Genomic DNA, 23,404 nt, shown 5'->3' on the forward strand with positions numbered 1-23,404 from the left:
GGCGACCGTGCCGCTGTCGGGGCTCAGCCCGTCCCGAGCCTCATCCACGCGCCGCCCCGGGCGCGCAGGCCCAGGGTGAGCGCGCGCATGCCGAGGTACACGACGCCGAAGCCGACCCACAGCGCCACGACCCGCGTGCCGGCGTCGGGGGCGGAGAGCAGGGGTCCGGAGCGGGCCAGGAGCCACAGCACGGGGGCGTAGACGGCGAGGTTCACCAGCCCCGCGAGCGCGAGGTAGCGCGCGTCCCCGGCGCCGATGAGCACGCCGTCCAGGACGAACACGAACCCGGCGAGCGGCTGCGTGATCGCGAGGACCCAGAGGCCGGCGGTCGCGGCGGCCTGGACCGCGGGGTCGGCGGTGAAGAGGGAGGGCAGCCACGGCGCGACGGCGGCCAGCGCCACGCCGGTGAGCAGGCCGAAGCCCAGCGACCAGCGGACCATGACCGCGGTGAGGCGGCGGGCGGCGTCGGGACGGGAGGCGCCGAGCTCCGCGCCGATGAGGGACTGCGCCGCGATGGCCAGGGCGTCGAGGGCGAACGCGAGCGTGGAGAACAGCGTGAAGACGAGCTGGTGCGCGGCGAGCACGGTCTCCCCCGCGCCGGTGGCCGCGACCACGGTCAGCAGGATCGCGGCGCGCAGGCTGGCGGTGCGCAGCAGCAGCCACGAGCCGACCTGCGCCGTGGCCCGCATGCCGGCCGCCGTCGGGAGCCAGCCGGTGCCGGCTCGCCGGAAGCGGGGCGCGAGCACCACGAGGTAGGCGGCGAGCATGGCCCACTGGACGATCGAGGTGCCGAGCGCGGAGCCGGCGACGCCCATGCCCGCCCCGTAGACGAGGGCGAGGTTGAGGCCGATGTTCGCGGCGAACCCCACCCCGGCGACGACGAGCGGGGTCACCGTGTCCTGCAGTCCCCGCAGGACACCGGTGGCGGCCAGGACCGCCAGGAGCGCGGGCAGTCCGGGCATGGACCAGCGCAGGTAGGCGACGGCGTGGGCCTGCACCTCGCCTGTGGCGCCGAGCGCTCCGGTCAGGGCGGGGGCGGCGGCCCAGCCGAGCACCCCGAGGACCGCGCCGAGCAGGAGGCCGAGCCCGACGCCGTCGCGGCCGCGGGACATGGCCGAGGCGAGGTCCCCCGCCCCGACCAGGCGGGCGACGGCGGGTGTGGTGGCGTAGGCGAGGAAGATGAGCAGCCCGGCGGCGGTGTGCAGGACGGTGGTGCCGATGCCCGCACCCGCGAGCTGCGCCGTGCCGAGGTGTCCGACGATCGCGGTGTCCGCGAGGAGGAACAGCGGCTCCGCGATGAGCGCGCCGAACGCGGGGACCGCGAGCGCGAGGATGCGGCGGGCGAGGGCGCGGGAATCCCTCATCCGACGAGCGCGGTGAGGAACGGCAGGAACGCGGTGGGCGCCACGGGCTGGGGGACCTCGGGCAGGAGGGGGGCCACGAGGTAGAGCATGGCGATCGCGATGCCGTTGTTGGTCATGTGCAGGAGCACCGCGTACCCGAACGACTTCCCCATGAGGATGTAGGACACCGTGATGGCGACCGCGAGGGTCACGTACGGGATGGTCTCCACGAGGTCGAAGTCCCCGCCCGTGCCGAGGAAGTGCAGCAGCGTGAACGCCAGGATGGACACCACGGCGCACACCCACACGTTCACGTAGCGCGACAGCTTGCCCACCAGCAGGTGGCGGAAGAGGTACTCCTCCACGAGCGGGGCGGCGATCACCGTCATCAGGACCATGAGCAGCGGCGGGGCCTGCGTGGTCATCTCCTCGAGGGCGGCCTGGTTGGCGCTGGTCTGGGCCTGGCCGAGCAGGCTGAGGACCAGCACATTCACGACGATGCACGCGAACCAGGTGGCCGGCAGCAGCAGGATCTTCCACCACGTGCCCGTGCGGAACACGCGCAGCGAGGTGACGAGCGGGCGCCACGCGACGGCGACCACGAGCAGGACGAGAACGGCGTAGCTGAGCAGGTTCACCCGGAAGGCGTCCAGGACCTGGAAGTCCTCCTGGTTGGCCGGGACGAGGTCCAGCGCGATGGCCGCGAAGAGGCCGAGCCCCAGGATCATGAGCGCCCCGTAGGCGAGCACCACCGCGAGGTCGCCCCAGTGGAAGCGGCCGGGGGTCCAGTCGGGGGTGGTCCGGGCCGCGGGGGCGGGGCGGCCGGGCCAGCCCGAGGGCGGCCAGCCGGCGGGCGGGGCGGGGGGAAGGCTCATGGCGGCCACGCTACCAACGGGGGCGGACGCGGGGACGGATACCCGAGCGGCCACCGGAGCGCACGCAGCCCCGGCCGACGGGGACCGGTGGGCGGCCGGTTGGCGAGGGGCGAGGCGGAGGGTCTACGGTGCACGTCATGGCCCTGTTCTCCCAGCCGGTGTTCATCAACCTCCCCACGACGGACGTGGAGCGCATCCGCGACTTCTGGACGTCCCTCGGCGCGACCGCGATGGACGACTACTCCGACGAGTACTCCGTGTGCATCGAGCTCACCGAGTCCACGTACGCGATGTACCTGAGCCCCGGCTACTACACGGACTTCATCGGCGACCGCGAGATCGCCGACTGCATGACCACCAACGCGGCCCTGATGGCGCTCACCGTGGGCGACGCCGCCGCCGTCGACGCCCTGGCCGACCGCGCGGTGGAGGCCGGCGCCGAGGAGGTCCCGCTCCCCGCGGACCTGCGCGACGAGATGGCCGGCTCCGGCATGCACTCCCGCGAGATCGTGGACCCGGACGGCCACCAGTGGGAGTTCATCACCGCCTGAGCGGGGCACGTTCACGACGACGACACGCACCGCTCGCCCGCACGTCACCCGGGACGCGGGACGCCGTCACCCACGGCTCCTAGCCTGACGCGGCCGACAGCCGTCGGCGCCGTCAGCCCGGCCCCGCCCTCCCCGGCGCGGCCACCGGATCCAGGAGCACCCCCATGCGCACTTCGCACCGCACGCTCGCCCTGCTCGCCGCCGTGAGCCTCGCCTCCGGCGCAGCCGCCCCCGCCCAGGCCGCCTCTGACCACGGCACCGGAACCGGAACCGGCAAGCCCGCCCACTCCGCCACCGCCACCGCCAAGCACGCCTTCGAATTCGGCGTCATCGGCGACGTCCCCTACGGCCAGGCCCAGGTCGACCGCTTCCCCGCCATGATCGACAAGCTCTCCGCCCAGAGCGACGAGCTCGAGTTCCTCGCCCACGTGGGCGACGTGAAGGCCGGCTCCGCCGTCTGCTCGGACGAGTACTTCCAGATGATCCGCGGCGAGTTCGACCGCCTGACCCTCCCGCTGGTCTTCACCCCCGGCGACAACGACTGGGTGGACTGCCACCGCCCCAACAACGGCGCCTACAACCCGCTCGAGCGCCTCGACTCCGTCCGGGACATCTTCTTCCCCGTCGCCGACCGCACCCTCGGCGTCCCCATGAAGGTGGACTCCCAGGACGAGCTGGGCCTGCCGGAGAACCAGCGCTTCCGCGAGCAGCGCGTGGAGTTCGTCGCCATCGACGTGCAGGGCTCCCACAACTCCACCGACCCGTGGGCCGGTCTCGGCCTGACCGTCCCCACCCCCGAGCAGCTCGCCGAGGTCGCCCACCGCGACGCCGCGAACATCGCCCAGGTCAGCGAGGCGTTCGACGACGCCCGCCGCACGAACGCCCGCGGCGTCGTGATCTTCACCCAGGCGGACATGTTCGAGCCCCGCCTCGCCGCCGCCGGCATCACCGAGACGGACGTGGCCGCGTTCCGCCCGATCGTCGGCGCCATCGCCGAGCAGGCCCGCGCCTTCGACGGCCCGGTCTACCTGATCAACGGCGACTCCCACCGCTACAACGCCGACGAGCCCCTCGCCGCCGGCTCCCCCTGGGTCGACGCCTACGGCGTGGGCGCCGTCGAGAACCTGCAGCGCGTGACCGTCGAGGGCGACGCCACCTCCAACGAGTGGACCCGCTTCACCGTGGCCCCGAACAGCGCCGGCAAGGGCAAGAACGCCGCACAGGAGCTGCTCACCTGGGAGCGCGTGCCCTACACCTTCTGAGGTCTGGAGCGTGAGTGAGGCCCCGCCGTCAGAACCACGACGGCGGGGCCTCGCCTCGTCCACGTCCGCACCGGCTGTTCTGGGCGATTTTCCCCTACAGCCCTCAGGATTCTGGGCGAACATCCCGCCCAGAATCGAGTTATGGGCGTGTCTGTCGGCAAGACACGCCCAAAAACCCGAGCGGGACCGAGCCAGCCCGAGCCGACCCGAGCGGGGCCGAGCCAGCCCCCCCGCTCACGCCCCGAGGCGGCCCGTCAGCCGGCCGTGCATGTCGGCGCTGGCCTGGTTCAGCCCCCGCACCTTCACCTGCACCCCGTGCCGCGCGTACTTGGTCTGCACCGCGTCGAGGGCCGCCACCGTGGAGGCGTCCCACACGTGGGCCTCGCTCAGGTCCACCACCACCCGCGCGGGGTCGAGCGCGTACTGGAACTGCGAGTACAGGTCGTCCGAGGAGGCGAAGAACAGCGCACCCCGCACGCGGTAGACGGCGGTGCCGCCGTCGTCGTCGAGCTCCCGCTCCACCGTGACGAGCCGCGAGACGCGCTGCGCGAAGAGCACGAGCGCGGTGAGCACGCCCACACCCACGCCGACCGCGAGGTTGTGGGTGGCCACGGTCGCGATGACGGTGACGAGCATGACCGCCGTCTCCGAGCGGGGCATGGCCCGCAGCGTGGAGGGGCGCACCGAGTGCCAGTCGAAGGCGGAGGCGGCCACGAAGATCATCACGCCCACGAGCGCGGCCATGGGGATCTGCGCCACGACGTCGCCGAGCACCACCACGAGCAGCAGCAGGAAGACGCCCGCGAGGAACGTGGACAGGCGCGTGCGGGCGCCGTTGGCCTTGACGTTCATCATGGTCTGGCCCACCACGGCGCAGCCGCCCATGCCGCCGAACAGCCCCGAGACCACGTTGGCCACGCCCTGACCCCAGGATTCGCGGGACTTGTCCGAGGGGGTGTCCGTGATGTCGTCCACGAGCTTGGCCGTGAGCAGGGACTCCAGCAGCCCCACGAACGCCACCCCGACGGCGAAGGGCAGGATCGCCTGGAGGGTCTCCCACGTGAGGGGCACGTGCGGGGGCGCGAACACCGGCGGGGCGTCGGGCAGGGCGCCGCGGTCGCCCACGCGGGGCACGTCCAGGGCGGCGGCCACCGCCAGCACGGTCACGACGACGATCGCCACGAGCGTGGACGGCACCGCGGTCGTGAGGCGGGGCAGGGCGAGCACCACCGCCAGCGAGAGCGCCGCGAGCGGGTAGACCAGCCACGGCACGCCGATCAGCTCGGGCAGCTGGGACGTGAGCACCAGGATGGCCAGCGCGTTCACGAAGCCGACCATCACCGAGCGCGGCACGAACCGCATGAGCCGGGCCACCCCGAACACGCCCAGCAGGATCTGCAGCGCCCCGCCCAGGATGACGGCGGCGATCAGGTGGTCCACGTCGTGCGACCGGGAGAGCGGCGCGACGACGAGCGCCACCGCGCCCGTGGCCGCCGAGACCATGGCCGGGCGCCCGCCCACGATCGCGATGGTCACGGCCATCGTGAACGAGGCGAACAGCCCCACGCGCGGGTCCACCCCCGCGATCACCGAGAACGCGATGGCCTCCGGTATGAGCGCCAGCGCCACCACGAGGCCCGCGAGGACCTCGGTGCGCAGCCAGCGCGGGGTGCGGAGCGTGCGCAGGACGGACTGGCGTTCCAGGGGCGTGGGCGCGCGGTCGGGCGTGGCCACGGAGGCGGAGGAGGGCATGCGTCGAGGGTAGCGGTGGTCGCTGGGGGTGATGCGGGTGACCAGGGCGCGCGTTGAGGCCACCCGACGGGCCTCATGCGGTGCGCATCACCCGCACGGGGTCCCGGAACGCGGCGAAGGCCGCCGGGAGCAGGCTCGCCACCACGGCGGTGAGCGCGGCGAGCACGGCCACCCCCGCCACGAAGTCCAGCCCCAGCGCCCCGCCCTGCCCCACGACGACGGCGTAGCCCGTCCCCGCACCCACCACCGCCCCGAGCACCGCCGGCGCGGCGGTGCGGACCGCCACGAGCAGCACGAGGTCCGCGCGGCCGATGCCCAGGGTGCGGCGGCGGCCGAGGTCGCGGCGACGGATGAGCACGTCGGCGAGCACCACGATCGCCACGAAGAAGGCGCCCGCCCCGAGGATGAGCAGCAGCAGGGATCGGCCCAGTCCGGCCAGCTCCCCGGTGATCGTCTCGTTCCCGGCGGCCAGCGCCCGCGCGGTCTGCACCTGCGAGGAGCGAGGGTCGGGGTCGATCACGGCCAGGGCGGAGTCCTGCATGGCGCGGGTGCCGGCGGTGTCCGGGGCCAGGACGCGGACCTGCTGGACCACGAGGGAGGCCGGGGCGGCGGGCACGGCGAGCGCGTACCCGTCGAGGTCCTCGAACGGCGTGCGCGCCTCGAACGCGCCCACCACGGCCCACTGACGTCCGTCTCCGGACTCGAGCGCCCCGGAGGGCTGGGCCAGGCCCAGCTCGGCCAGCTTCGCCTCGGGCACCACCACCTCCCCGGGGCCCGGCAGGCGGCCGCGCGTGAGCTCGACGCCGCGGTCGACGGTGCCCACCACGTGGGTCACCGCCACGCGCGTCCCGCCCGCACCGATCGCGGCGTTCACCGTGTCCACGGGCATGTCGCGGGCCAGGGCGGCCTCGGCGGCGTCGAGACCGGCGAGGGTGGTGACGGTGGCGCCGGTGAGGAAGCCGGTGCCGCCCGAGTCCGTGACGGTGAGCACGCGCGCCGCGGGCCCGGAGAGCTCCGCGGCGACGGCGGCCTCCGTGGCGGCCTGACGGCCCACCGTGGCGACGGCGGCGAAGCACATGGCGGCCACCACCAGCAGCACGAGAGCGGAGGGCACGGGCGAGGTGCGCGCGGCGGTGAGGGCCTCGCGCAGCAGGGTCCTCAGGTTCACGGGCGGGCCTCCGGGTTCACAGTCGCACCACCTCGTCCGCACGGGCGACGACGGCCGGGTCGTGCGTGGCCACCACCACGGTGCGCCCCTCGGCGGCCGTCTCGGCCAGTGCGTCGAGCACGAGGGAGGCGTTGTCCGGATCCAGGTTGCCCGTGGGCTCATCGGCCAGCACCACCGCGGGAGTGTTCACGAGCGCCCGGCACACCGCCACGCGCTGGGCCTGGCCGCCCGAGACCTGGCCCGGCCGGTGCTCGGCCCGGTGTCCCAGGCCGAAGCGCTCCAGCAGGATCCTGGCCCGGCCTTCGAGCTCGCGACGGGACAGGCCGGCGTAGAGGCCGGGCTCCACCACCGAGTCCAGGATGGGCCGGGACGGGTCCAGCTCGGCGTCCTGGAACACGAACCCCACGGACGTGGCCCGCAGCCGCGCCCGGCGCCGGTCCGGGAGGGCGGAGGCGTCGACGTCGCCCAGGCGCACCACGCCCGCCGAGGGCGTGAGCATAAGCCCCAGCACGTACAGCAGCGTGGACTTGCCGCGTCCGGACGGGCCGGTGAGCGCGGTGACGGCGCCAGGGGTGAAGCGGTGGGTCAGGCCGTCGAACAGCTCCTCCGCGCCGCGCGTGTACGCGAAGCGCAGGTCCGCCACGGAGAGCTCCGCGTTCACGGGGCGCCGTTCAGCACGCGCACGGTCTCCCCGGCGTCCACGCCGTCCACCACGGCCAGTCCGTCCGCGGAGCCGCGGACGGTGACGGTGCGCTCCTCCTGGACGCCGTCGCGAACCACGGTGACCCTCGCGGCGCCGTCAGGCTGGGTGCGCAGCGCGGACACGGGGACCACGGGCCCGGTGACGGGCGGGACCACGTTGACCTTCGAGAGCAGGGAGGTGGAGGCCTCGGCGGGCAGGGAGTCGCAGTCCGCGCCGCACACCGCGCCGCCGTCGGGGGCGGTCAGGGGGATGCGGATCAGCCCTTGGTCGTCCGCGGTGGACTCGCCGGCCACGGCTTCCCACTCGTGCTCGCCGTGGGGCACGGTCACCGCGGTGCCGGCCGGGATCATGGCGGCCTGGTCCTGGTTGACCTCGATGGCGAACGTGGGCTCGTCGCCGGGGCGGGCGACGATGGTCTCGCCTCCCGCGAGCGCGCCGCCGACGGCCGTTGCCTTCGCGTCCACGCTGAGTGCGGCGGGGAGTGATTCCAGCACCACGAGCTGGCCCAGCTCCACGGTGCCCGCGGCCGGGTAGTCGCGCTCGGTGAGCCAGCCGTTCCAGGCGACAGCGGTGGCCTCGTCCCAGGTGCCGGTGACCTCCACCTTCGCCCCCGTGGCGGCGAGCATTCGCTGGAACGCGGCGACATCGCTGCCGGTGGCGCCCTCGTCGAGCGCCCGCCACTGGGGCAGCTCGCCCTGCACGGCGATCACGGGCTGCTGCGCGACGGCGTACAGCACGTCCCCGGCGGCCACCTCACCGGACTCCCCGGCCCGGGTGACGACGCCGGACAGCGCGTTCACGGCGGCCGGCGCCTGCTCGCGGGCCACGGACACGCCGAGGGTGATGACGCGGCCGAGCTCCTGCTCGGCGACGGTGACGACGGCGTCCTCGGACGGACGCTGATCGGCCTGGGCCGGAGGGGTGAGCGTGGCCCGGCCGGCCCAGAAGGCGAGGGCGGCGACGAGCACGAGCGTGAGGACGAGAGCGGCCCAGCGGGTGACCTTGCTCATTCGGAGTATCCGAAGAGCATCGAGTCCGGGGGCTGAACCGGACAGGCTTCCGAGACCTCGGCGGAGCGCGCGTCCGTGAGGCCCATGATGGAGTCTTGCACGGGCCACCAGCTGATCCGCTCCGGCGTGTTGAAGGCCGCCAGCCATGTTTCCTTCGAGGGCCGCTGGGATGTGTCCACGGTGATGCCATGGTCCTCAAGACACGGGATGGCGTACTGGTCCCAATAGTCGTAGAGCAGGCGCAACTGAGCGTCAGAGAACTCCTGGTCCAGGCTCGGATCGATGGGGAACAGGGCATCGCAGGTCCATGAGACCAGTTTCACGGCCGCCTCCTGCGAGGGCGGCGGAGTGTCATACGTCACCCCCACCATAACCTCGTTGTACGTGGCGGGAACCCCTCGCTCGGTCATGCACTGCGCGGACCATCTCGCCTGCTCTTGCCTGGAGGTGGCCCACCCGCGACGGGTGACGGCCGGGGGGTTGCTGATGCCCAAGAAGGCGGCGTTTCGTGCGAGCTGTGACTCATACCAGCGCTCCCGCTCGTCAGCCTCGGTCATCCGCCGCTCGATCTTCTCGGTGGGCGTCCAGGTCTCGGGATCCCACACCTTCTCTGTAGGGGAACCGGTCGCCGCGGCGCTCGTGGACGGAGCAGTGGTCGCACATCCAGACAGAGTCAGAACAGCGGTCACCGCCGCGGCGGTGACCGCTGCGAACTTCGTCTTCATCTTGGGCTCAACCTCAGTAGGGGTAATAGCAGTAGCCGTAGGTGCCCGACAGCAGAAGCGAGGTCGATGACCCCGTCCAGGTCTGCGTCATGCGGAGTCCGGAATCCCATCCATATTTGTATAGCCCAGGCTTCTTGGTGGTCTTTCCGCCGACGTTGTAATACATCGTGTCCGTATACCGCTGCTGCTCCACCTGCAGGCCGACATACCCGCCTCCGGCACTGCAGTCCTTCCTGCCAGTCTCTGACAACGCTTGCGCTGGCGCCGCTCCAGAGACCGCCAGCAATCCAGCGACAGCCACGCCAGCGCCTACCCTGCTGGCCCACTGCTTCACACCCATGATGTTCCTCCTCCGATCTAAAGCCCCTTGTGAGGTGCGTCACACGCTATGGCGTGGCCCGCTCAGCGTCAAGAGTTTTCTCAGATGCTTCACACACCCACGTTTGACCTTGCACCGGAATGCGCCCCGGCACGGCCGTTCCGCCGCGCGCTCGTAACAAAGGGCGCGGGGTGAGGTGGCCCAGCGGACGGGGCGGTTCATCCGTCGAACCCGTAGAGGACGGAGTCAGAGGGCACCTCGGGGCAGGCCTCCATGATCTCGGCGTTGAAGTGCCCTGGGTTTCGTTCCGAGGTCAAGACGCAACGGGCGCTGAGTCCTGGTCGTGAGTGTAGGCCGCCTCGACCTCCGCGGGGGTGAGGTAGTCCAGGGCCTCGTGGAGGCGGGTGGTGTTCCACCAGTGCACCCACCCCATGGTGGCCAGCTCGACCGCCTCGACGGACTCCCAGATCCGCTTGGCGTGGATGAGCTCGGCCTTGTAGAGCCCGTTCACGCTCTCGGCCAGGGCGTTGATGCTCCTATAGTTGTCAACTCGCGATCTGACCGGTGCGAGGGTTGGTCTTCACGAGGTGGTAGACCTCGCGGATCACGTACCTCTTGAGGCAGCGAATGATGTCTCGCTTGGACTTGCCCTCCGCGGTGCGTCGTGCCACGTAGGCGATCGTGGGCTCATGGAAGCGCATCCGCACGATGACTGTCCTGTAGATGGCTGCGTTCAGCTGACGGTGACCGCCATGATTGATCCGATGTTTTCCGCTGGTCATCCCTGAGCCTGTAGGCACGGGGCTGATGCCGGCGAGCTTGGCGAATGCTGCCTCGCTCTTGATCCGTTCGGGATTGTCCCCGGCCACGATGAGGATCTCCGCTGCCGTGTCCACGCCGATCCCGAACTGGTCGAGCAGGTGCGGCGCACGCGCGATCACGAGCCCCTTGATCATGGCCTCGAGCTCGAGGATCTCCTCGTTTAACGACAGCCACCGCCTGGCCAGCGACCGGAGCACATGACGATTGGCCTCCTCCGGCGTGCTCAGCGCGCGGGGGCGCAGGGAAGCGCAGTGGCGGGCGATCATCTTCTGCGTCTTCCCCTGCAGTACCTTGCGTAGATTTTCTTCGGCGTGCACGAGCATCGCCTTCAACGTGATCATCGCTGCAGAGCGGTCTTTGACCGCAGTGTCGTGAGCGACTTTGAGCTGACGGATCATTTCCACGCTCCCGTCGGCGCTCTTGGGCGTGGCGGTGGCGAAACCCGCGAGGACTGCGCGGGCCGCGTTCTCAGCGTCCAAGGTGTCGGACTTCCCGTTCAACCGACGCAGGCGTCGGTCTGGGCGCGAGACTTCCACGACCTTGTGCCCCTGGCGACGGATGTACGAGGCCAGACCAGCCCCGTAGGAGCCTGTGCCCTCGATGCCGAACGCGATGATGGTGCCGTAGTCCGCGGCCCATTCCAGAAGCTGCTGGTAACCGGCACGGTCGGTGGCGATCGTGCCGGTCGCGAGAATCCCACCGATCGAGTCCATGACGGCGGCCACGTGGATGTGCTTGTGGGTGTCCACGCCGATCACGACGTGACCGGAACGGGTGGGGGCGATCTGGCTCATATACGAGGCTGTCCTTCGGCTACGGGTGCGGGGGCGGCACCGACGCCGGTGGGCGGACAGGACTGTCACGGGGACACGGTCACGAAAATGCTCCAGGCTCCTATCAGGTCACGCCCGGACCGGCGGCAGTGGTCGTACGTGCCCGGCCGCGGGCCCGACAGATCAACGCTAAGACACCATGTGGGTCAATCGTAGAGATGGGTCAGAGCACCACGGCCAGGACTTCCTCATCCTCGCGGAATCCGGCCCTCAGAGACTGACAGTCGTAAGAGTCGCCCACGGTGCCCACTGAGGCGCTCACCCCGGCGGTGATGAGCGCATCCGAGCAGGCCAAGCTGACTACCGCGATCCGAGTGGTGCACCAGGCCCTGGCGGCCACGGCTGGCGCCAGTGCTCAGCAGCGCGCGCTCCAAGGCCAGCAGCGGCAGCCCCACGGTGTGAAGGCTGCCCGAGACAGCCCATCCCACGATGCGCCGGGAGTAGACGTCGGTGATGAACGCGACGTAGCAGAACCCGCCCAGGATCCTGACGTAGGTGATGTCAGCGACCCACAGCTGGTTCGGCCGCTCGGCGGTGAAGCAACGTTCCACGAGATCAGGGCGGGCGTCTGTCTCTCCTGCAGGGCGGGTCGTGATCGGCTTGCGGCCACGGCGGATTCCCTGCAGGCCGGCGGTACGCATGAGACGGGCGACCTGGTCCCGGCCGATCTCCCACCCGGCGCGGGCCATCGCATGGTGCATCTTGCGGACGCCGTAGACGCTGTAGTTCTCCATGTGAATCCGGCGGAGTTCCTCGAGCAGCAGGACGTCTCGCAGGGCCCGCGCGGAGGCCGGTCGTGTCTTCGCGGCGCGGTAGCTCACGTCGAGGTGATGAACCCACATTCCGTCGCACGAAGGGTGCGGCAGATGGCCTCGACCCCGAACTGATCGCGGTGTTCGTCGATGAACGCGATCATCTCGTCGTGGGGCGGTCGAGCTCCGCTGCGAAAAAAGCCGAGGCGGCCTTGAGGATCTCGTTCGCGCGCCGCGCCTCGGCCAGCTCGCGTTTGAGCCTGCGGATCTCCTCCGCAGGGGTCTCTGAGACGGGTGCCTGAGCTATTTCGTGGCCGTGGCGTTGGCACCACATCCGCAAGGTCTCTTCGCTGACATCGAGCTGCGGGGCTACCGCCCGGATGGAATGCGAACGGGGCCCTCCTTGCGTGGCTTGGCGTTCCAGGACCATCCTGACCGCGCGCTCACGCAGCTCGGGGCTGAACTTCTTGGGCATGTTCCGATTCTCCTTCGTTGGGATCGGAACGAAACCCAGGGCGCTTCACTCTCCGCTGCACGCGAGGAGGATCCGTGATGCGGAGCGTCTGGGCCCGCCGTTCGAGAGCGGAGCGGTAGGCCGCTTCCTTCTCGGCCTCCGCCGTCAGGACCGGTTGAATCGCGACTGGCGGCGTCCACCGAGATGGACTCCATTCCTCCGGCGCTGTCGCGCCTGCGCAGTCAGCGACGTCCTGTCCTGCGGATCCGCCTTCATCCCCGCACGCGGCGAGATCGACAGTGAGCGCAAGCCCGACTGCCAGACCCCGGCCACGTCTCCCTGTGATGTCAGGCCCGCTCATGACCAGAAGCCCTCTGTCCCATGACGATCCTCCTCAGGCCGTCCCGAGTCCCTTCACGCTCGCTGCAGTCATCACCGGGCGTCTTCTCCCGAGGCCGCACCGCCGCCGTCGTCCTCCCCGCCCTTGAACTGGCTCATGTAGAGCCGGTGGTAGGCGCCCCTGGCCGCGAGGAGCTCGGCGTGGTTGCCCTGCTCCACGATGTCGCCGTGCTCCATCACGAGGATCACGTCGGCGTCGCGGATGGTGCTGAGGCGGTGGGCGATCACGAAGCTCGTCCGGTCCGAGCGCAGCGCCGCCATTGCGCCCTGGACCAGCACCTCGGTGCGGGTGTCCACGGAGGAGGTCGCCTCGTCCAGGATCAGCAGCGAGGGCTGCGCCAGGAACGCGCGGGCGATGGTGATGAGCTGGCGCTCGCCCGCGGACACGTTGGAGGCGTCCTGCTCGATGACGGTGTCGTAGCCCTCGGGCAAGGTGTGCACGAAGCGGTCCACGAACGTGGCCCGCGCCGCGGCGACGACCTCCTCGTCCGTGGCGTCCTGCCGGCCGTAGCGGATGTTCTCCCGGATGGTCCCGCCGAAGAGCACGGCGTCCTGGAGCACCATTCCCGTGTGGGAGCGCAGCTCCTCCCGGCTCACGGTGCGGGTGTCGACACCGTCCACCAGGATGCGGCCGCCGTCGACCTCGTAGAAGCGCATGAGCAGGTTGACCAGGGTGGTCTTGCCGGCGCCGGTCGGGCCGACGATGGCGACCGTCTGGCCCGGCTCCGCCACCAGGTTGAGGTCCGTGATGAGGGGCTTGGCCTCCGAGTAGGAGAACCGCACGTGCTCGAACTCCACCCGCCCGCGCACCGGCTGCGGCAGGTGCGCGGGGGCCGCGTCGCGGTTCTCCTCGTCCTCGTCCAGCAGCTCGAAGATGCGCTCCGCCGAGGCGACGCCGGAGATGAGCATGTTGGACATGCCCGCCACCTGCCCCAGCGGCTGGTTGAACTCGCGCGAGTACTGGATGAACGCGGTCACGGCGCCCAGGGTCATCTGGCCGCTGGCCACGCGCAGGCCGCCCACGACGGCGATGCCCACGTACCCCAGCCAGTTCACCCACTGCATGATCGGCATGATCATCCCGGAGAAGAACTGCGCCTTGAACGCGGACTCGTAGAGGGCGTCGTTGCGCTCGTCGAAGCGCTCGGCCATGTCCGCCTGGCGGCCGAAGACGGTGACCAGCTCGTGGCCCGTGAAGGACTCCTCGATGTGGCCGTTGAGCTGACCCGTCTCGCGCCACTGCGCGGTGAACAGCGCCTGGGACTTCTTGCCGATCACGCCGACGACGACGCCGGCCACCGGCAGCGCGATGAGCGCGATGAGTGCCAGCTGCCAGGAGAGCCAGAACATCATGCCGACGATGCCGATGATGGTCAGCACCGAGTACACGAGCGTGGCGAACGCCTGCTGCATGGCCTGCTGGACGTTGTCCACGTCGTTGGTGGTGCGGGAGAGCAGGTCGCCGCGCTGGCGGGTGTCGAAGTAGCTCAGCGGGAGGCGGTTGAGCTTGGCCTCGATCTCCTCGCGGAGGCGGAAGACGATGCGCATGACGATGTCATTGAGCACACGGCCCTGGAGCCACATGAAGGTCTGCGCCACCAGGTACATGCCCAGGACGATGAGGATCAGCCGCCCCAGCTCCGCGAAGTCGATCCCCGCGCCGGGCGTGAACGCCATGCCGGAGAGCATGTCCGCGGCCTGGCCCTGACCCTGCGCGCGCAATCCCTCGATCACCTGCTCGCGGGACACCCCGGCGGGCATGTCCTTCGAGACCACGCCCCCGAAGATCACGTCCATGGCCTGGCCGAGCACGTGGGGCGCCCACACGTTGAACACGACGGCGACCAGCACCATCAGCGCCACGAGCACCACGCCCGCGCGCTCGGCGCCGAAGAGGCCCAGGAGACGCTTGGCCGAGGGCCAGAACGCCTTCGCCTTGCGGCCGGGGCCGCCGCCCCATTCGTCGGTGGCGCCCGACTCGTGGATGTCGGCGATCTCGGCGTCGGTCAGTTCGGCGCTCATGCCAGCTCCTCCTCGCGGATCTGGGAGTCCACGATCTCCTGATAGGTCCGGTTCGAGGCCAGCAGCTCGGCGTGGGTGCCGCGTCCGACGACGCGCCCCTCGTCCAGCACGATGATCTGGTCCGCGTCGGTGATGGTGGCCACGCGCTGGGCGACCACGATGCGGGTCGTGTCCGCGGCGGCGTCGTCCAGGGCGGCGCGCAGGCGCGCGTCCGTGGTGACGTCGAGCGCGGAGAAGGAGTCGTCGAAGACGAGGACGCGCGGCGTCGCCACGAGCGCGCGCGCGATGGAGAGGCGCTGGCGCTGGCCGCCGGAGACGTCCGTGCCGCCCTGGGAGATGCGCGAATCCAGGCCGGACACCTCGCCCTCCTCGGGGGCGGGCGCCGGGGTGGTGCGGGCCCGCACGAAGTCCGCGGCCTGCGCGGTCTCCAGCGCGGCCCAGATCTCCTCGTCCGTGGCGTCCGGGGCGCCGAAGCGCATGTTCTCCGCGACCGTGCCCGAGAACAGGTACGGCCGCTGCGGGACGAGCGCGACGGCGTCGGTCAGCTCGGCGCGAGCGAGGTCGGTGACGGGGACGCCGTCGACCAGGACCTGCCCGGACGTCGCGTCGTAGAGGCGCGGGACGAGGCTGATGAGCGTGGACTTGCCGGAGCCCGTGGGGCCGATGATCGCCGTCGTGGTGCCGGGGGCGACGGCGAAGCTCACGCCGTCGAGCACGGGGGCCTCGGCGCCGGGGTAGGCGAAGGTGACGTCGCGGAACTCGACCGCGCCGGCGCGGCGCGCCGGGGTCACGGGGTTCGCGGGCTCGACGACGGTCGGGACCGTGTCCAGGACCTCGCCGATGCGGCGGGCGGAGATCACGGCGCGCGGGAGCATCATCATCATGAAGGTGCCCATCATGACCGCCATGAGGATCTGCAGCAGGTACTGCATGAAGGCGGTGAGGGAGCCGATCTGCACGAGGTCCTGGTCCACGCGGTGGCCGCCGAACCACAGCACGGCGGCGGTGGCCAGGTGCAGGATCATCGTGATCACGGGGCCGAGCAGCACGAACAGCCGGCCGATGCGCACGGAGGTGTCCGTGAGGACGGCGTTGGCGTCGCTGAACCGCTGCGCCTCGTGGCGCTCGCGCACGAAGGCGCGGACCACGCGGATGCCCATGACCTGCTCGCGCATGACGCCGTTGACGTCGTCGATGTTGTCCTGCATGCGCTGGAAGAGTGGCATGAGGCGGCTGACGATCCACGCCACGATGACGAGCAGCACGGGCACGGAGACCCACACGAGCCAGGAGAGCCCGGCGTCCTCGCGGATGGCCATGACGATGCCGCCGATGGCCATGATCGGCACCGCGACCATGAAGTTCAGGGCCATGAGCGTGAGCATCTGGACCTGGTTGACGTCGTTGGTGCCGCGCGTGATCAGCGTGGCGGCGCCGAAGCGGCCCAGCTCCTCCGCGGAGAAGCCGTCCACGCGGGTGTAGATCGCGCGGCGCAGGTCCCGGCCCACGCCCATCGCGGCCTTCGCCCCGAACCAGACGGCGGAGATGGCCGCGACGACCTGCACGAGCGCGACGCCGAGCATGACGAGCCCGATGCCCCAGATGCGGCCGGTGTCGCCCTTCGCGATGCCCTCGTCGATGATGCGGGCGTTGAGGCTGGGCAGGTAGAGCATGGCCAGCGTGCTGACGAGCTGCAGCACGAGCACGGCGAGGATCGCCCCGAGGTACGGGCGGCCGTGGCGGCGCAGGAGGGTCCAGAGCATGGGGGTCCTAGGGGTGGCTGGTGCGGGACGGATCGGGGCGGATCGGGTGGCGGCGGCGGCGCGCCTGGTGAGGCCTTGACGAAGGCGCCGCGGGCGGCGGGACGGGGCGCGTCGTCGGGCCCCGTCGATCTCCATTCTGCACCCGGCGGCGGACGGGCCAGGACGGGCCGCCGTCGTCCGTGCACCACCCCGTTCCTCGCCTCGCGCAGGCTTCGGGACTCACCTCGTCCAGGCCTCGCCGTTCACCTGCGACGACCCGCACTTGGGGACCGCGACGCACGGTCCGAAGCGGCTGAAAGGCACGGGCGAAGCGCGGGTCGGGGTCCTGCATCCCGTCGGACCGACTCCTGTTCACGGAAACGCCCCCATAGGGCTCGGTCGAGTGAAGAAGAGTCGGTGGGTCGAGATCCCCCGGCCGGGCCCTGCGAAATCTCGTCCATGACCGAGACCCCTCGCCACGAAGTGACCCTCCGCTTCCTCGCCGCCCCCACCGACCAGGGCCACTCCGGCACCGTCGACGCCGGCCGCGTGCTCGAGTGGGTGGACAAGGCCGCGTTCGCCGCCGCCACCGCCTGGGCGGGGACCTACTGCGTCACCGCGTACGTGGGCAACATCCACTTCCGCGAGCCCGTGACCGTCGGGCAGATGGTGGAGGTCACCGCGAGCGTCCTCTACACCGGGTCCAGCTCGATGCACATCAACACCGTCGTGCGCTCGGGCGACCCCAAGACCGGTGAGCTGAGCGAGGCGACGCGGTGCCTCGTGGTGTTCGTCGCCGTCGAGGACGGCAAGCCCGTCAAGGTGCCCGAGTTCGTGCCCCGCAGCCTGGAGCAGGAGCTGGCGCGCGAGTACGCGATCTCCCGCATCGCCGTGCGGGACGAGATCACCGCCGCCATGAAGGAGCAGGTCTACTCCGACGCCGGCACGGCCGAGCGCGTGGTCCTGCGCTTCCTCGCCGCGCCGACGGACGTGAACTGGGGCGGCAAGGTGCACGGCGGCATCGTCATGGAGTGGATCGACACCGCCGCCTACCTCTGCGCGACGCGCTGGGCCGGGCGGGACACCGTGGCGGTGTTCTCCGGCGGCGTGCGCTTCTACCGCCCGCTGCACATCGGCGACCTGGTGGAGGTGGAGGCCCGGCTGATCCACACCGGCAACAAGGGCATGCATGTGGCAGCACGTCCGCGACCTGCTCGAGATCCGCGCGAAGGCCCCCGGCAACCGCCTGCCCGACCACCTGCTGGGCGCCGGCGGGTCCGGCGCAGGGGAGGCAGGCAGCGCGTGACCGGCACAGCTGGCGCGTGACCCATGGTTTCAAGCCGCTACAGGGGTGACGTTGCGGCTCGAAAGTATGGGTCGGTGGAAGGTGAGGCTGTGCCCGGGCCGAGCTGGCCCGGGCACAGCTTCCGGTCGGCGTCAGCGCCGGAAGAGGCGCGCCAGGAAGCCGGGCCCCTGGCCGCCGGCGCGGGCGGCCGCACGCTCGGCGTCGGTGTGACGGCCTCCGCACCACTGGCCGGCGGGCACGGTGGCCTTCACGGAGTCGATGTGCTGGCCGCAGCCGGCCCAGGTGGTCTTGCCGCAGACGTCGCACCTCGCAGGACGGCACATGATGAGGTTCCTCTCGATCGGGGATGTCAGGGGTTCAGCAGTCGGCGAGCTGTATCCGGAGACCGCTATCCAGGCCGGATAACGGTCTCCAGGTACGACTCAGCCGGAAGGCAGGGGCCGGAGGTGGGGCCGCTCAGGCCAGGCTGAGGAAGAGCTTCTCGAGCTCCTCCACGGTCAGCTTCTCCTCGGACTCGGCGGCGCCCTCGGGGTCGCTCACGCAGTACTTCATGGCGGAGGAGACGATCGCGAAGCCGGCCCGGTCCAGGGCGGTGGAGACGGCGGAGAGCTGGGTGACGACGTCGCGGCAGCTCCCCTCCCCCTCGACCTCGCGGATGACGGCGTCGAGCTGCCCGCGGGCGCGCTTGAGGCGGTTGAGGATCTTGCGCTGGGTCTCGGCGTCGGCGGCGCGCATGGCGGGTCCTTTCGGGGACGGTCAGAGGACAGGAGAACGGTGAGTCGGGGCTTGGCCAGGCCCACGCAGGTCGGCGCTCAGGATACCCCCGGGGGTGTCTCGGGCGACGTGTCAGGCCACGAGGCCGGCGATCTCCGCCGCCAGCACTCCGACGCCCATCAGGAGCACGAACCAGCCGAAGCCGATCCGCAGGGCCCGGTCCGGCACCCGCTTCCCGAGCGCCACACCGATCAGCGCGCCGAGGACCGCCATGCCCGTCAGGGCCAGCAGGAGCCCCCAGTCCAGGCTCACGCCGGGCAGCTTGCCGGCGAACCCGGCGAGGGTCTGCGCCGCGATCACCATGAGCGAGGTCCCGACGGCGGCGCTCATCGGCAGCCCCGCCAGCAGCACCAGCGCGGGGACGATGAGGAAGCCGCCCCCGGCGCCCACGAGGCCGGTGATCAGCCCGACCCCCAGCCCCGTGGCCAGCAGCCGGCCCACCCGGACCTTCCTCTCACCCTCGGGCTCCCCGCCGCCGCGCCGGCCCCGGATCATGCCCCGCGCGGTCAGGAGCATCATCACCGCGAAGCCGATCGTGAGGACCGGCCCCGGCAGGAGCGAGCCCAGCGTGCCGCCCAGCACCGCGCCGACCATGCCACCGGCCGCAAAGAGGCCGCCCGTGCGCCATCGCACGGTGCCCCGACGGGCGTGCAGGCCCACGGAGACGAGCGAGGCGATGCCCACCGCGAAGAGCGAGCTCGCGATCGCCGCGTGCGGCTCCAGCCCGGCCACATACGTCAGCAGCGGCACCATGAGGATGGATCCGCCCCCGCCGAGCATGCCCACGAGCATGCCCACGACGAGCGCCAGGGCGATCGCGAGCCCGGTCATCGGTCAGGCCCGCCCGGTGACCGAGGGGACGGCGGTCCCCGGGGCGACGGCGGCGGCACGGCCGGCACCGGAGGCGCCCGATGTCGTCGGGAGGCCGCCCAGGACGTCCGCGGCGGAGCGCTCGACGGCGGGCCGGTTCCACGGCATCTTCGACAGCACCGAGGCCATGGCGCACGTGTTGGACACCGCGGACCACGTGAGGCCCGCGCCGATGGCCGCGGGGATGAGGCCGAAGCGCCGCGAGCCGAGCTGGGACGCCACGGCGCCGGTGAGCGCGATGGTGCCGGCGGTCATGCGCACCTGGCGCTCCATGGCCCAGCCGGAGCCGCGGCGGACGACGTCGCCGCCGGCCTGGGCGTAGGCGCCGATGCCGCCGGAGAGCACGGCGGCCTCCCGGAAGCCGGCCGCGGCGAGGCGCTGCTGCGCGTCGGAGGCGCGGGCCCCCGAGGCGCAGACGAGCACGACGTGCCCGTCGAGGCGCTCGGCGACGTCGCGGGCGTGCTCCTTCAGGGTGTCCAGCGGGACGTTGTAGGAGCCGGCGATGTGCTCGGCCTCGAACTCGCCGGGGGTGCGCACGTCGAGCACGAACGCCTCGCCGGCGGCGATGCGCTGGCGCAGGGTCTCAGGGCTCACGGGAGTCAGGGTCGTGACGGTCATGGTGGTCTCCATTCTGGGGCGTGTCAGGGATGCGTGGCGCGGGGCGGCTCAGCCGCGGACGCGATACTGCCAGGCGTTGTACGAGCCCTCGAGCTCGACGACGCGGAAGCCGTCACGGCGCAGCGCCTGGGCGGCGACGACGTTGCGCAGCCCCGACTGGCAGAACGTCACGAGCGTGGCGTCCTTCGGCAGCTCGTCCTCGTGGAAGGCGACCTTGCCGGCGGAGAGCTGGGCGGCCCCCGCGTCGTCACCGTCCGCGCCCGCGCTGACCGGGATGGTCCCGGCGGCGTGCTCGGAGCGGTTCCGGACGTCGAGCAGGGCGAGGCCGTCCTGGCCGGGCGCGGCGCCGGGAACCGCGGGGACGACGTCGCCGGCGGCGATCCTGCGCTCGAGCTCCTCCGCCGTGATGGTGGCCGGGGCCTCGACGTCGAAGCCCTCCAGGCTGGTGACGAAGGCGTCCGCGGCGTCCACCCCGACGCGGATCAGGTGGTCGCGGATCCGGCCGGCGTCGTCGGCGTCGTCCGCCAGCAGGATCATGGCGACGCCGGCGTTCCGCTCGGCCTCGGGGTCGAAGGCCCAGCCGCCGTGGGTGGCGGCCTTGTCCTTGGCCGGGAGGGCGATCGAGCCGGGCACGGTGCCGGCGTGGATCTGGTCGACCGGGCGCGTGTCGGCGAGGACGTCCCCGTCCGCCACGCGGGCCGCGGCCGCCTCGCCGCTGAGCTCCGTGAGCGGGGCCAGCTCACCGAGGACGGCCGGGCCCTGCTTGTTCTGGCGCTTCATGCGGGCGAAGTAGGCGTGGGCGTCCGGCTGGCCGTCGAGCAGCTCGTCGACGAAGCCCTGCTCGTCGTCCTTCTCGACGTAGGGCGCCCACCAGGCGTAGGCGCGCTCGTAGCCCACCGTCGTCGAGGGCAGCGCGCCGAGCGCCTTGCCGCACGCGGAGCCGGCACCGTGGCCGGGGAAGACCTGCACGTGGTCCGGCAGGCTCACGAACTTCTCCTTCAGCGAGGCGAAGAGCTGCTTCGCGCCGAGGAAGCGGGTGTCCTGGCCGCCGGCGGCCTCGTCCAGGAGGTCGGGGCGGCCGAGGTCGCCCGAGAAGACGAAGTCGCCGGTGAGGTAGTAGCCGGGGCCGTCCGCGAACGCGCCGTCCTGCACGAGGTAGCTCAGGTGCTCGGGGGTGTGCCCCGGGGTGTGCTGGGCGGTGACGGTGATGTTGCCCAGGCGGATCTCGTCGCCGTCGTGGAGGAGGTTCCCCTCGAAGCCGTAGGACCAGTCCTCGCCGCCCTCGCCGGAGAGGTGGATCTGGGCGCCGGTGCGCGCGGCCAGCTCCCGGGTGCCGGAGAGGAAGTCGGCGTGGATGTGGGTCTCGGTCACGTGCGTGATGGTCATGCCGTGGTGCGCGGCGAAGTCCAGGTAGACCTGCACGTCGCGGCGGGGGTCCACCACCATGGCCTCCTTCTTCGCCTGGCAGCCGATCACGTAGCTGGCCTGGGCCAGGTCCTCGTCGTAGATGCGCTCGAGCAGCATGGGGTCCTCCTGGGATCGGGGCTGGGGCGACGACGGCGGGCGACGCCGGCGCTATACCCCCTGGGGTATAGCGGAGGTCAGCGTAGAACATACCCCTGGGGGTATGCAAGCAGGAGGGCGCCCCACAGCGCGAGGGACTCGCAGCGGTCGAAACGGAGGGGTCGCGCAGGGGGGCGGGGGCGCCGGGCTGGGGGGGGGAAGGACTGCGACGGAGAGCCGGCGGCCGACGCCCCGGGTCGGCGCCCCGGATGCTCGGCGCCTCAGTGCCTCAGTGCCTCAGACGTTCGGCGCCCCGGAGGCCCTGCCCGTCAGAGCAGCGGGCGCAGCGGCACGAGCAGGGTCTCCACCACGCGGGCGATGCCGTGGCGGTCCTCCCAGCGCGGCGAGGTGACCACGTCGCAGTGGGCGGCGTCGGCGCGGAAGATCTCCTCCATGCGGGCGGCGAACTCGGCACCCACCACGGAGAGGTTCGTCTCGTAGTTGTAGCCCAGGGAGAGGCGGTCGATGTTGGCGGTGCCCACGGTGCCCCACTCACCGTCCACCGTGGCGGTCTTGGCGTGGATCATGCTCGCCCTGTAGAGCAGGACCGTGATGCCGGCCTCGAGCATCTCGGCGTAGAACCCGCGGGAGACCCAGTCGGCCACCACGTGGTTGGAGTCCTTGGGCAGCATGACCTGCACGTCCACCCCCCGGCGTGCGGCGTCCTTGAGCGCCTCGAGGATCTGCTGGTCCGGGATGAAGTACGGGGTGTTGATGTAGATGTGGTCCCGCGCCCGCTCGATCGCCTCGAGGTACACGCGGCGGACCGGGTAGACCAGCTGGATCGGCAGGTTGGAGGCCACGGTGACGGCCTGGTTCCAGGAGTCCGGCGTGTGCCACTCCATGCGCTCCTCGGGCGCGTGGCCTGCGTTCCACACGGTGGCGATCGAGTGGTCCAGCCCCCAGACCGCCGGCCCCACCTGGCGCACGTGCGTGTCCCGCCAGTGGTGGGCGTAGTCGTCGCCGATGTTGTAGCCGCCCACGAACCCCACCTCGTGGTCCACCACGAGGATCTTGGAGTGGTTGAAGCCGGTGTGCCGCACGATCCCCCGCCAGTACGGGCGGGTGAAGGCCGGCATTCGGTACACCTGCACGGCGGGATGGAACTGCCGGTAGAACCGGGGGCTCACCACGAGGTTGGCGAAGCCGTCGTAGGAGATCCACACCCGCACGCCGCGCTCGGCCGCCCGGTTGACCGCGTCCATGAACCGCTGGCCGGTCTCGTCGCCCTTCCAGATGTACGTCTCGAGCTTGACGGACTCGCGGGCGTCGTCGATCGCGGCGATCATCGCCTCGAAGAGCTCCTCGCCGGAGGTGAAGATGCTCACGGAGGACTCCCCGGCCTCGACGTGGAACGTGCCCGGCCGCTGGGCGGGACGCTGCTTTCGTCCGCGGCGCTTGACGAGGTCGATCCCGGTGAGCGCGACCGCGGTCACGGTGGGGAGGACGACGAGGGCGGCGGCTCCGGCGGTGAGGCCGCGGACCACGAGCCGGCGGAGGGCGGGGCGTCCGAGGACGGGGATCTCGTTCATCCGCGCATT

At 71.5% G+C, this 23,404-nt stretch carries 19 protein-coding genes, 4 pseudogenes and 1 other annotated feature; of the genes and pseudogenes, 3 read left to right on the plus strand and 20 right to left on the minus strand.

The genetic code is table 11. From position 1 onward, the window contains the following. Positions 1-23: 23 nt before the first annotated feature. Positions 24-1,364: an MATE family efflux transporter gene (locus LG274_RS07465; protein ID WP_404463694.1), complete on the minus strand. Its 1,341-nt coding sequence runs from the start codon at positions 1,362-1,364 to the stop codon at positions 24-26. Continuing rightward, entirely contained in the window at positions 1,361-2,218 is an 858-nt protein-coding gene (locus LG274_RS07470) for a CPBP family intramembrane glutamic endopeptidase (RefSeq protein WP_298985900.1), read from the minus strand. Before LG274_RS07470 ends, LG274_RS07465 begins: the two co-directional genes overlap by 4 nt. Before the next feature lie 137 nt (positions 2,219-2,355). On the opposite strand from LG274_RS07470, the gene LG274_RS07475 reads away from it, so the two are divergent. Together LG274_RS07475 and LG274_RS07480 are read left to right on the plus strand one after the other, a co-directional pair. Next, positions 2,356-2,769 (plus strand): VOC family protein, encoded by a 414-nt coding sequence (locus LG274_RS07475; protein WP_248115733.1) that lies wholly within the window; start codon positions 2,356-2,358, stop codon positions 2,767-2,769. Positions 2,770-2,933: 164 nt separating this feature from the next. Further along, the gene (locus LG274_RS07480) at positions 2,934-4,031 is read left to right on the plus strand and encodes a metallophosphoesterase family protein (RefSeq protein WP_404463697.1); all 1,098 of its coding nucleotides are present in this window, start codon (positions 2,934-2,936) and stop codon (positions 4,029-4,031) included. A gap of 234 nt (positions 4,032-4,265) precedes the next feature. On the opposite strand, the gene LG274_RS07485 is transcribed toward LG274_RS07480, so the two are convergent. The 12 genes and pseudogenes from LG274_RS07485 to LG274_RS07540 all read right to left on the minus strand — a co-directional run bounded on the left by LG274_RS07485 (position 4,266) and on the right by LG274_RS07540 (position 16,753). Beyond that, positions 4,266-5,783, minus strand: coding sequence for a SulP family inorganic anion transporter (locus LG274_RS07485; RefSeq protein ID WP_404463699.1), 1,518 nt, complete (start codon positions 5,781-5,783; stop codon positions 4,266-4,268). 73 nt (positions 5,784-5,856) lie between these two features. Further along, the gene (locus LG274_RS07490; protein ID WP_404463701.1) at positions 5,857-6,951 is read right to left on the minus strand and encodes a permease; all 1,095 of its coding nucleotides are present in this window, start codon (positions 6,949-6,951) and stop codon (positions 5,857-5,859) included. A 16-nt stretch (positions 6,952-6,967) separates the two neighbouring features. Beyond that, entirely contained in the window at positions 6,968-7,612 is a 645-nt protein-coding gene (locus tag LG274_RS07495; protein WP_404463703.1) for an ABC transporter ATP-binding protein, read from the minus strand. Continuing rightward, on the minus strand, positions 7,609-8,664 hold the full coding sequence (locus tag LG274_RS07500; RefSeq protein ID WP_404463705.1) for a hypothetical protein: 1,056 nt from the start codon (positions 8,662-8,664) through the stop codon (positions 7,609-7,611). The genes LG274_RS07495 and LG274_RS07500 overlap by 4 nt, the downstream gene beginning before the upstream one ends. Beyond that, entirely contained in the window at positions 8,661-9,389 is a 729-nt protein-coding gene (locus LG274_RS07505; RefSeq protein WP_135030879.1) for a hypothetical protein, read from the minus strand. The genes LG274_RS07500 and LG274_RS07505 overlap by 4 nt, the downstream gene beginning before the upstream one ends. 13 nt (positions 9,390-9,402) lie before the next feature. Further along, positions 9,403-9,729 (minus strand): hypothetical protein, encoded by a 327-nt coding sequence (locus LG274_RS07510; protein ID WP_135030880.1) that lies wholly within the window; start codon positions 9,727-9,729, stop codon positions 9,403-9,405. Positions 9,730-10,021: 292 nt separating this feature from the next. Continuing rightward, positions 10,022-10,270, minus strand: a pseudogene (locus tag LG274_RS07515) (integrase core domain-containing protein); the annotation flags it as partial. Continuing rightward, positions 10,254-11,324: an IS110 family transposase gene (locus LG274_RS07520; protein WP_371506737.1), complete on the minus strand. Its 1,071-nt coding sequence runs from the start codon at positions 11,322-11,324 to the stop codon at positions 10,254-10,256. The pseudogene LG274_RS07515 and the gene LG274_RS07520, both read right to left, overlap by 17 nt. A 262-nt stretch (positions 11,325-11,586) precedes the next feature. Continuing rightward, positions 11,587-12,377, minus strand: a pseudogene (locus LG274_RS07525) (IS3 family transposase); the annotation flags it as partial. Further along, positions 12,187-12,318: a sequence feature (AL1L pseudoknot), on the minus strand. It overlaps the preceding pseudogene by 132 nt. Before the next feature lie 39 nt (positions 12,378-12,416). Beyond that, a pseudogene (locus tag LG274_RS07530) lies at positions 12,417-12,590 on the minus strand (transposase); the annotation flags it as partial. Between the two features lie 411 nt (positions 12,591-13,001). Continuing rightward, the gene (locus LG274_RS07535; protein ID WP_404463708.1) at positions 13,002-14,990 is read right to left on the minus strand and encodes an ABC transporter ATP-binding protein; all 1,989 of its coding nucleotides are present in this window, start codon (positions 14,988-14,990) and stop codon (positions 13,002-13,004) included. Further along, the gene (locus LG274_RS07540) at positions 14,987-16,753 is read right to left on the minus strand and encodes an ABC transporter ATP-binding protein (RefSeq protein WP_404463710.1); all 1,767 of its coding nucleotides are present in this window, start codon (positions 16,751-16,753) and stop codon (positions 14,987-14,989) included. Before LG274_RS07540 ends, LG274_RS07535 begins: the two co-directional genes overlap by 4 nt. Positions 16,754-17,191: 438 nt before the next feature. Between LG274_RS07540 and LG274_RS07545 the strand changes: the two are divergent. After that, positions 17,192-18,038: pseudogene (locus LG274_RS07545) on the plus strand (acyl-CoA thioesterase). A gap of 131 nt (positions 18,039-18,169) precedes the next feature. Here LG274_RS07545 and LG274_RS07550 read toward each other — a convergent pair. From LG274_RS07550 to LG274_RS07575, 6 genes are all read right to left on the minus strand, one after another. Further along, the gene (locus LG274_RS07550; protein ID WP_404463712.1) at positions 18,170-18,361 is read right to left on the minus strand and encodes a hypothetical protein; all 192 of its coding nucleotides are present in this window, start codon (positions 18,359-18,361) and stop codon (positions 18,170-18,172) included. 133 nt (positions 18,362-18,494) lie between these two features. Next, positions 18,495-18,773: a metal-sensitive transcriptional regulator gene (locus LG274_RS07555; RefSeq protein WP_248115742.1), complete on the minus strand. Its 279-nt coding sequence runs from the start codon at positions 18,771-18,773 to the stop codon at positions 18,495-18,497. 111 nt (positions 18,774-18,884) lie between these two features. After that, positions 18,885-19,643, minus strand: coding sequence for a sulfite exporter TauE/SafE family protein (locus LG274_RS07560; protein ID WP_404463714.1), 759 nt, complete (start codon positions 19,641-19,643; stop codon positions 18,885-18,887). A 3-nt stretch (positions 19,644-19,646) separates the two neighbouring features. Next, entirely contained in the window at positions 19,647-20,300 is a 654-nt protein-coding gene (locus tag LG274_RS07565) for a rhodanese-like domain-containing protein (protein WP_404463716.1), read from the minus strand. A gap of 48 nt (positions 20,301-20,348) precedes the next feature. Further along, the gene (locus tag LG274_RS07570; protein WP_404463718.1) at positions 20,349-21,824 is read right to left on the minus strand and encodes a rhodanese-like domain-containing protein; all 1,476 of its coding nucleotides are present in this window, start codon (positions 21,822-21,824) and stop codon (positions 20,349-20,351) included. A gap of 308 nt (positions 21,825-22,132) precedes the next feature. Beyond that, positions 22,133-23,395: a phosphatidylserine/phosphatidylglycerophosphate/cardiolipin synthase family protein gene (locus LG274_RS07575; protein WP_298985865.1), complete on the minus strand. Its 1,263-nt coding sequence runs from the start codon at positions 23,393-23,395 to the stop codon at positions 22,133-22,135. Positions 23,396-23,404: the final 9 nt, after the last annotated feature.

Source organism: Micrococcus antarcticus, assembly GCF_044872765.1.
In the GTDB taxonomy this organism is placed as follows: Bacteria; Actinomycetota; Actinomycetes; order Actinomycetales; family Micrococcaceae; genus Micrococcus.

What these genes read in the sequence shown, in the direction of transcription:
- LG274_RS07465 (WP_404463694.1), bottom strand. Translation starts at nt 1,364, where the DNA reads ATGAGGGATTCCCGCGCCCTCGCCCGCCGCATCCTCGCGCTCGCGGTC.
- LG274_RS07470 (WP_298985900.1), bottom strand. Translation starts at nt 2,218, where the DNA reads ATGAGCCTTCCCCCCGCCCCGCCCGCCGGCTGGCCGCCCTCGGGCTGG.
- LG274_RS07475 (WP_248115733.1), top strand. Translation starts at nt 2,356, where the DNA reads ATGGCCCTGTTCTCCCAGCCGGTGTTCATCAACCTCCCCACGACGGAC.
- LG274_RS07480 (WP_404463697.1), top strand. Translation starts at nt 2,934, where the DNA reads ATGCGCACTTCGCACCGCACGCTCGCCCTGCTCGCCGCCGTGAGCCTC.
- LG274_RS07485 (WP_404463699.1), bottom strand. Translation starts at nt 5,783, where the DNA reads ATGCCCTCCTCCGCCTCCGTGGCCACGCCCGACCGCGCGCCCACGCCC.
- LG274_RS07500 (WP_404463705.1), bottom strand. Translation starts at nt 8,664, where the DNA reads ATGAGCAAGGTCACCCGCTGGGCCGCTCTCGTCCTCACGCTCGTGCTC.
- LG274_RS07505 (WP_135030879.1), bottom strand. Translation starts at nt 9,389, where the DNA reads ATGAAGACGAAGTTCGCAGCGGTCACCGCCGCGGCGGTGACCGCTGTT.
- LG274_RS07510 (WP_135030880.1), bottom strand. Translation starts at nt 9,729, where the DNA reads ATGGGTGTGAAGCAGTGGGCCAGCAGGGTAGGCGCTGGCGTGGCTGTC.
- LG274_RS07520 (WP_371506737.1), bottom strand. Translation starts at nt 11,324, where the DNA reads ATGAGCCAGATCGCCCCCACCCGTTCCGGTCACGTCGTGATCGGCGTG.
- LG274_RS07535 (WP_404463708.1), bottom strand. Translation starts at nt 14,990, where the DNA reads ATGAGCGCCGAACTGACCGACGCCGAGATCGCCGACATCCACGAGTCG.
- LG274_RS07540 (WP_404463710.1), bottom strand. Translation starts at nt 16,753, where the DNA reads ATGCTCTGGACCCTCCTGCGCCGCCACGGCCGCCCGTACCTCGGGGCG.
- LG274_RS07550 (WP_404463712.1), bottom strand. Translation starts at nt 18,361, where the DNA reads ATGTGCCGTCCTGCGAGGTGCGACGTCTGCGGCAAGACCACCTGGGCC.
- LG274_RS07555 (WP_248115742.1), bottom strand. Translation starts at nt 18,773, where the DNA reads ATGCGCGCCGCCGACGCCGAGACCCAGCGCAAGATCCTCAACCGCCTC.
- LG274_RS07560 (WP_404463714.1), bottom strand. Translation starts at nt 19,643, where the DNA reads ATGACCGGGCTCGCGATCGCCCTGGCGCTCGTCGTGGGCATGCTCGTG.
- LG274_RS07565 (WP_404463716.1), bottom strand. Translation starts at nt 20,300, where the DNA reads ATGACCGTCACGACCCTGACTCCCGTGAGCCCTGAGACCCTGCGCCAG.
- LG274_RS07570 (WP_404463718.1), bottom strand. Translation starts at nt 21,824, where the DNA reads ATGCTGCTCGAGCGCATCTACGACGAGGACCTGGCCCAGGCCAGCTAC.
- LG274_RS07575 (WP_298985865.1), bottom strand. Translation starts at nt 23,395, where the DNA reads ATGAACGAGATCCCCGTCCTCGGACGCCCCGCCCTCCGCCGGCTCGTG.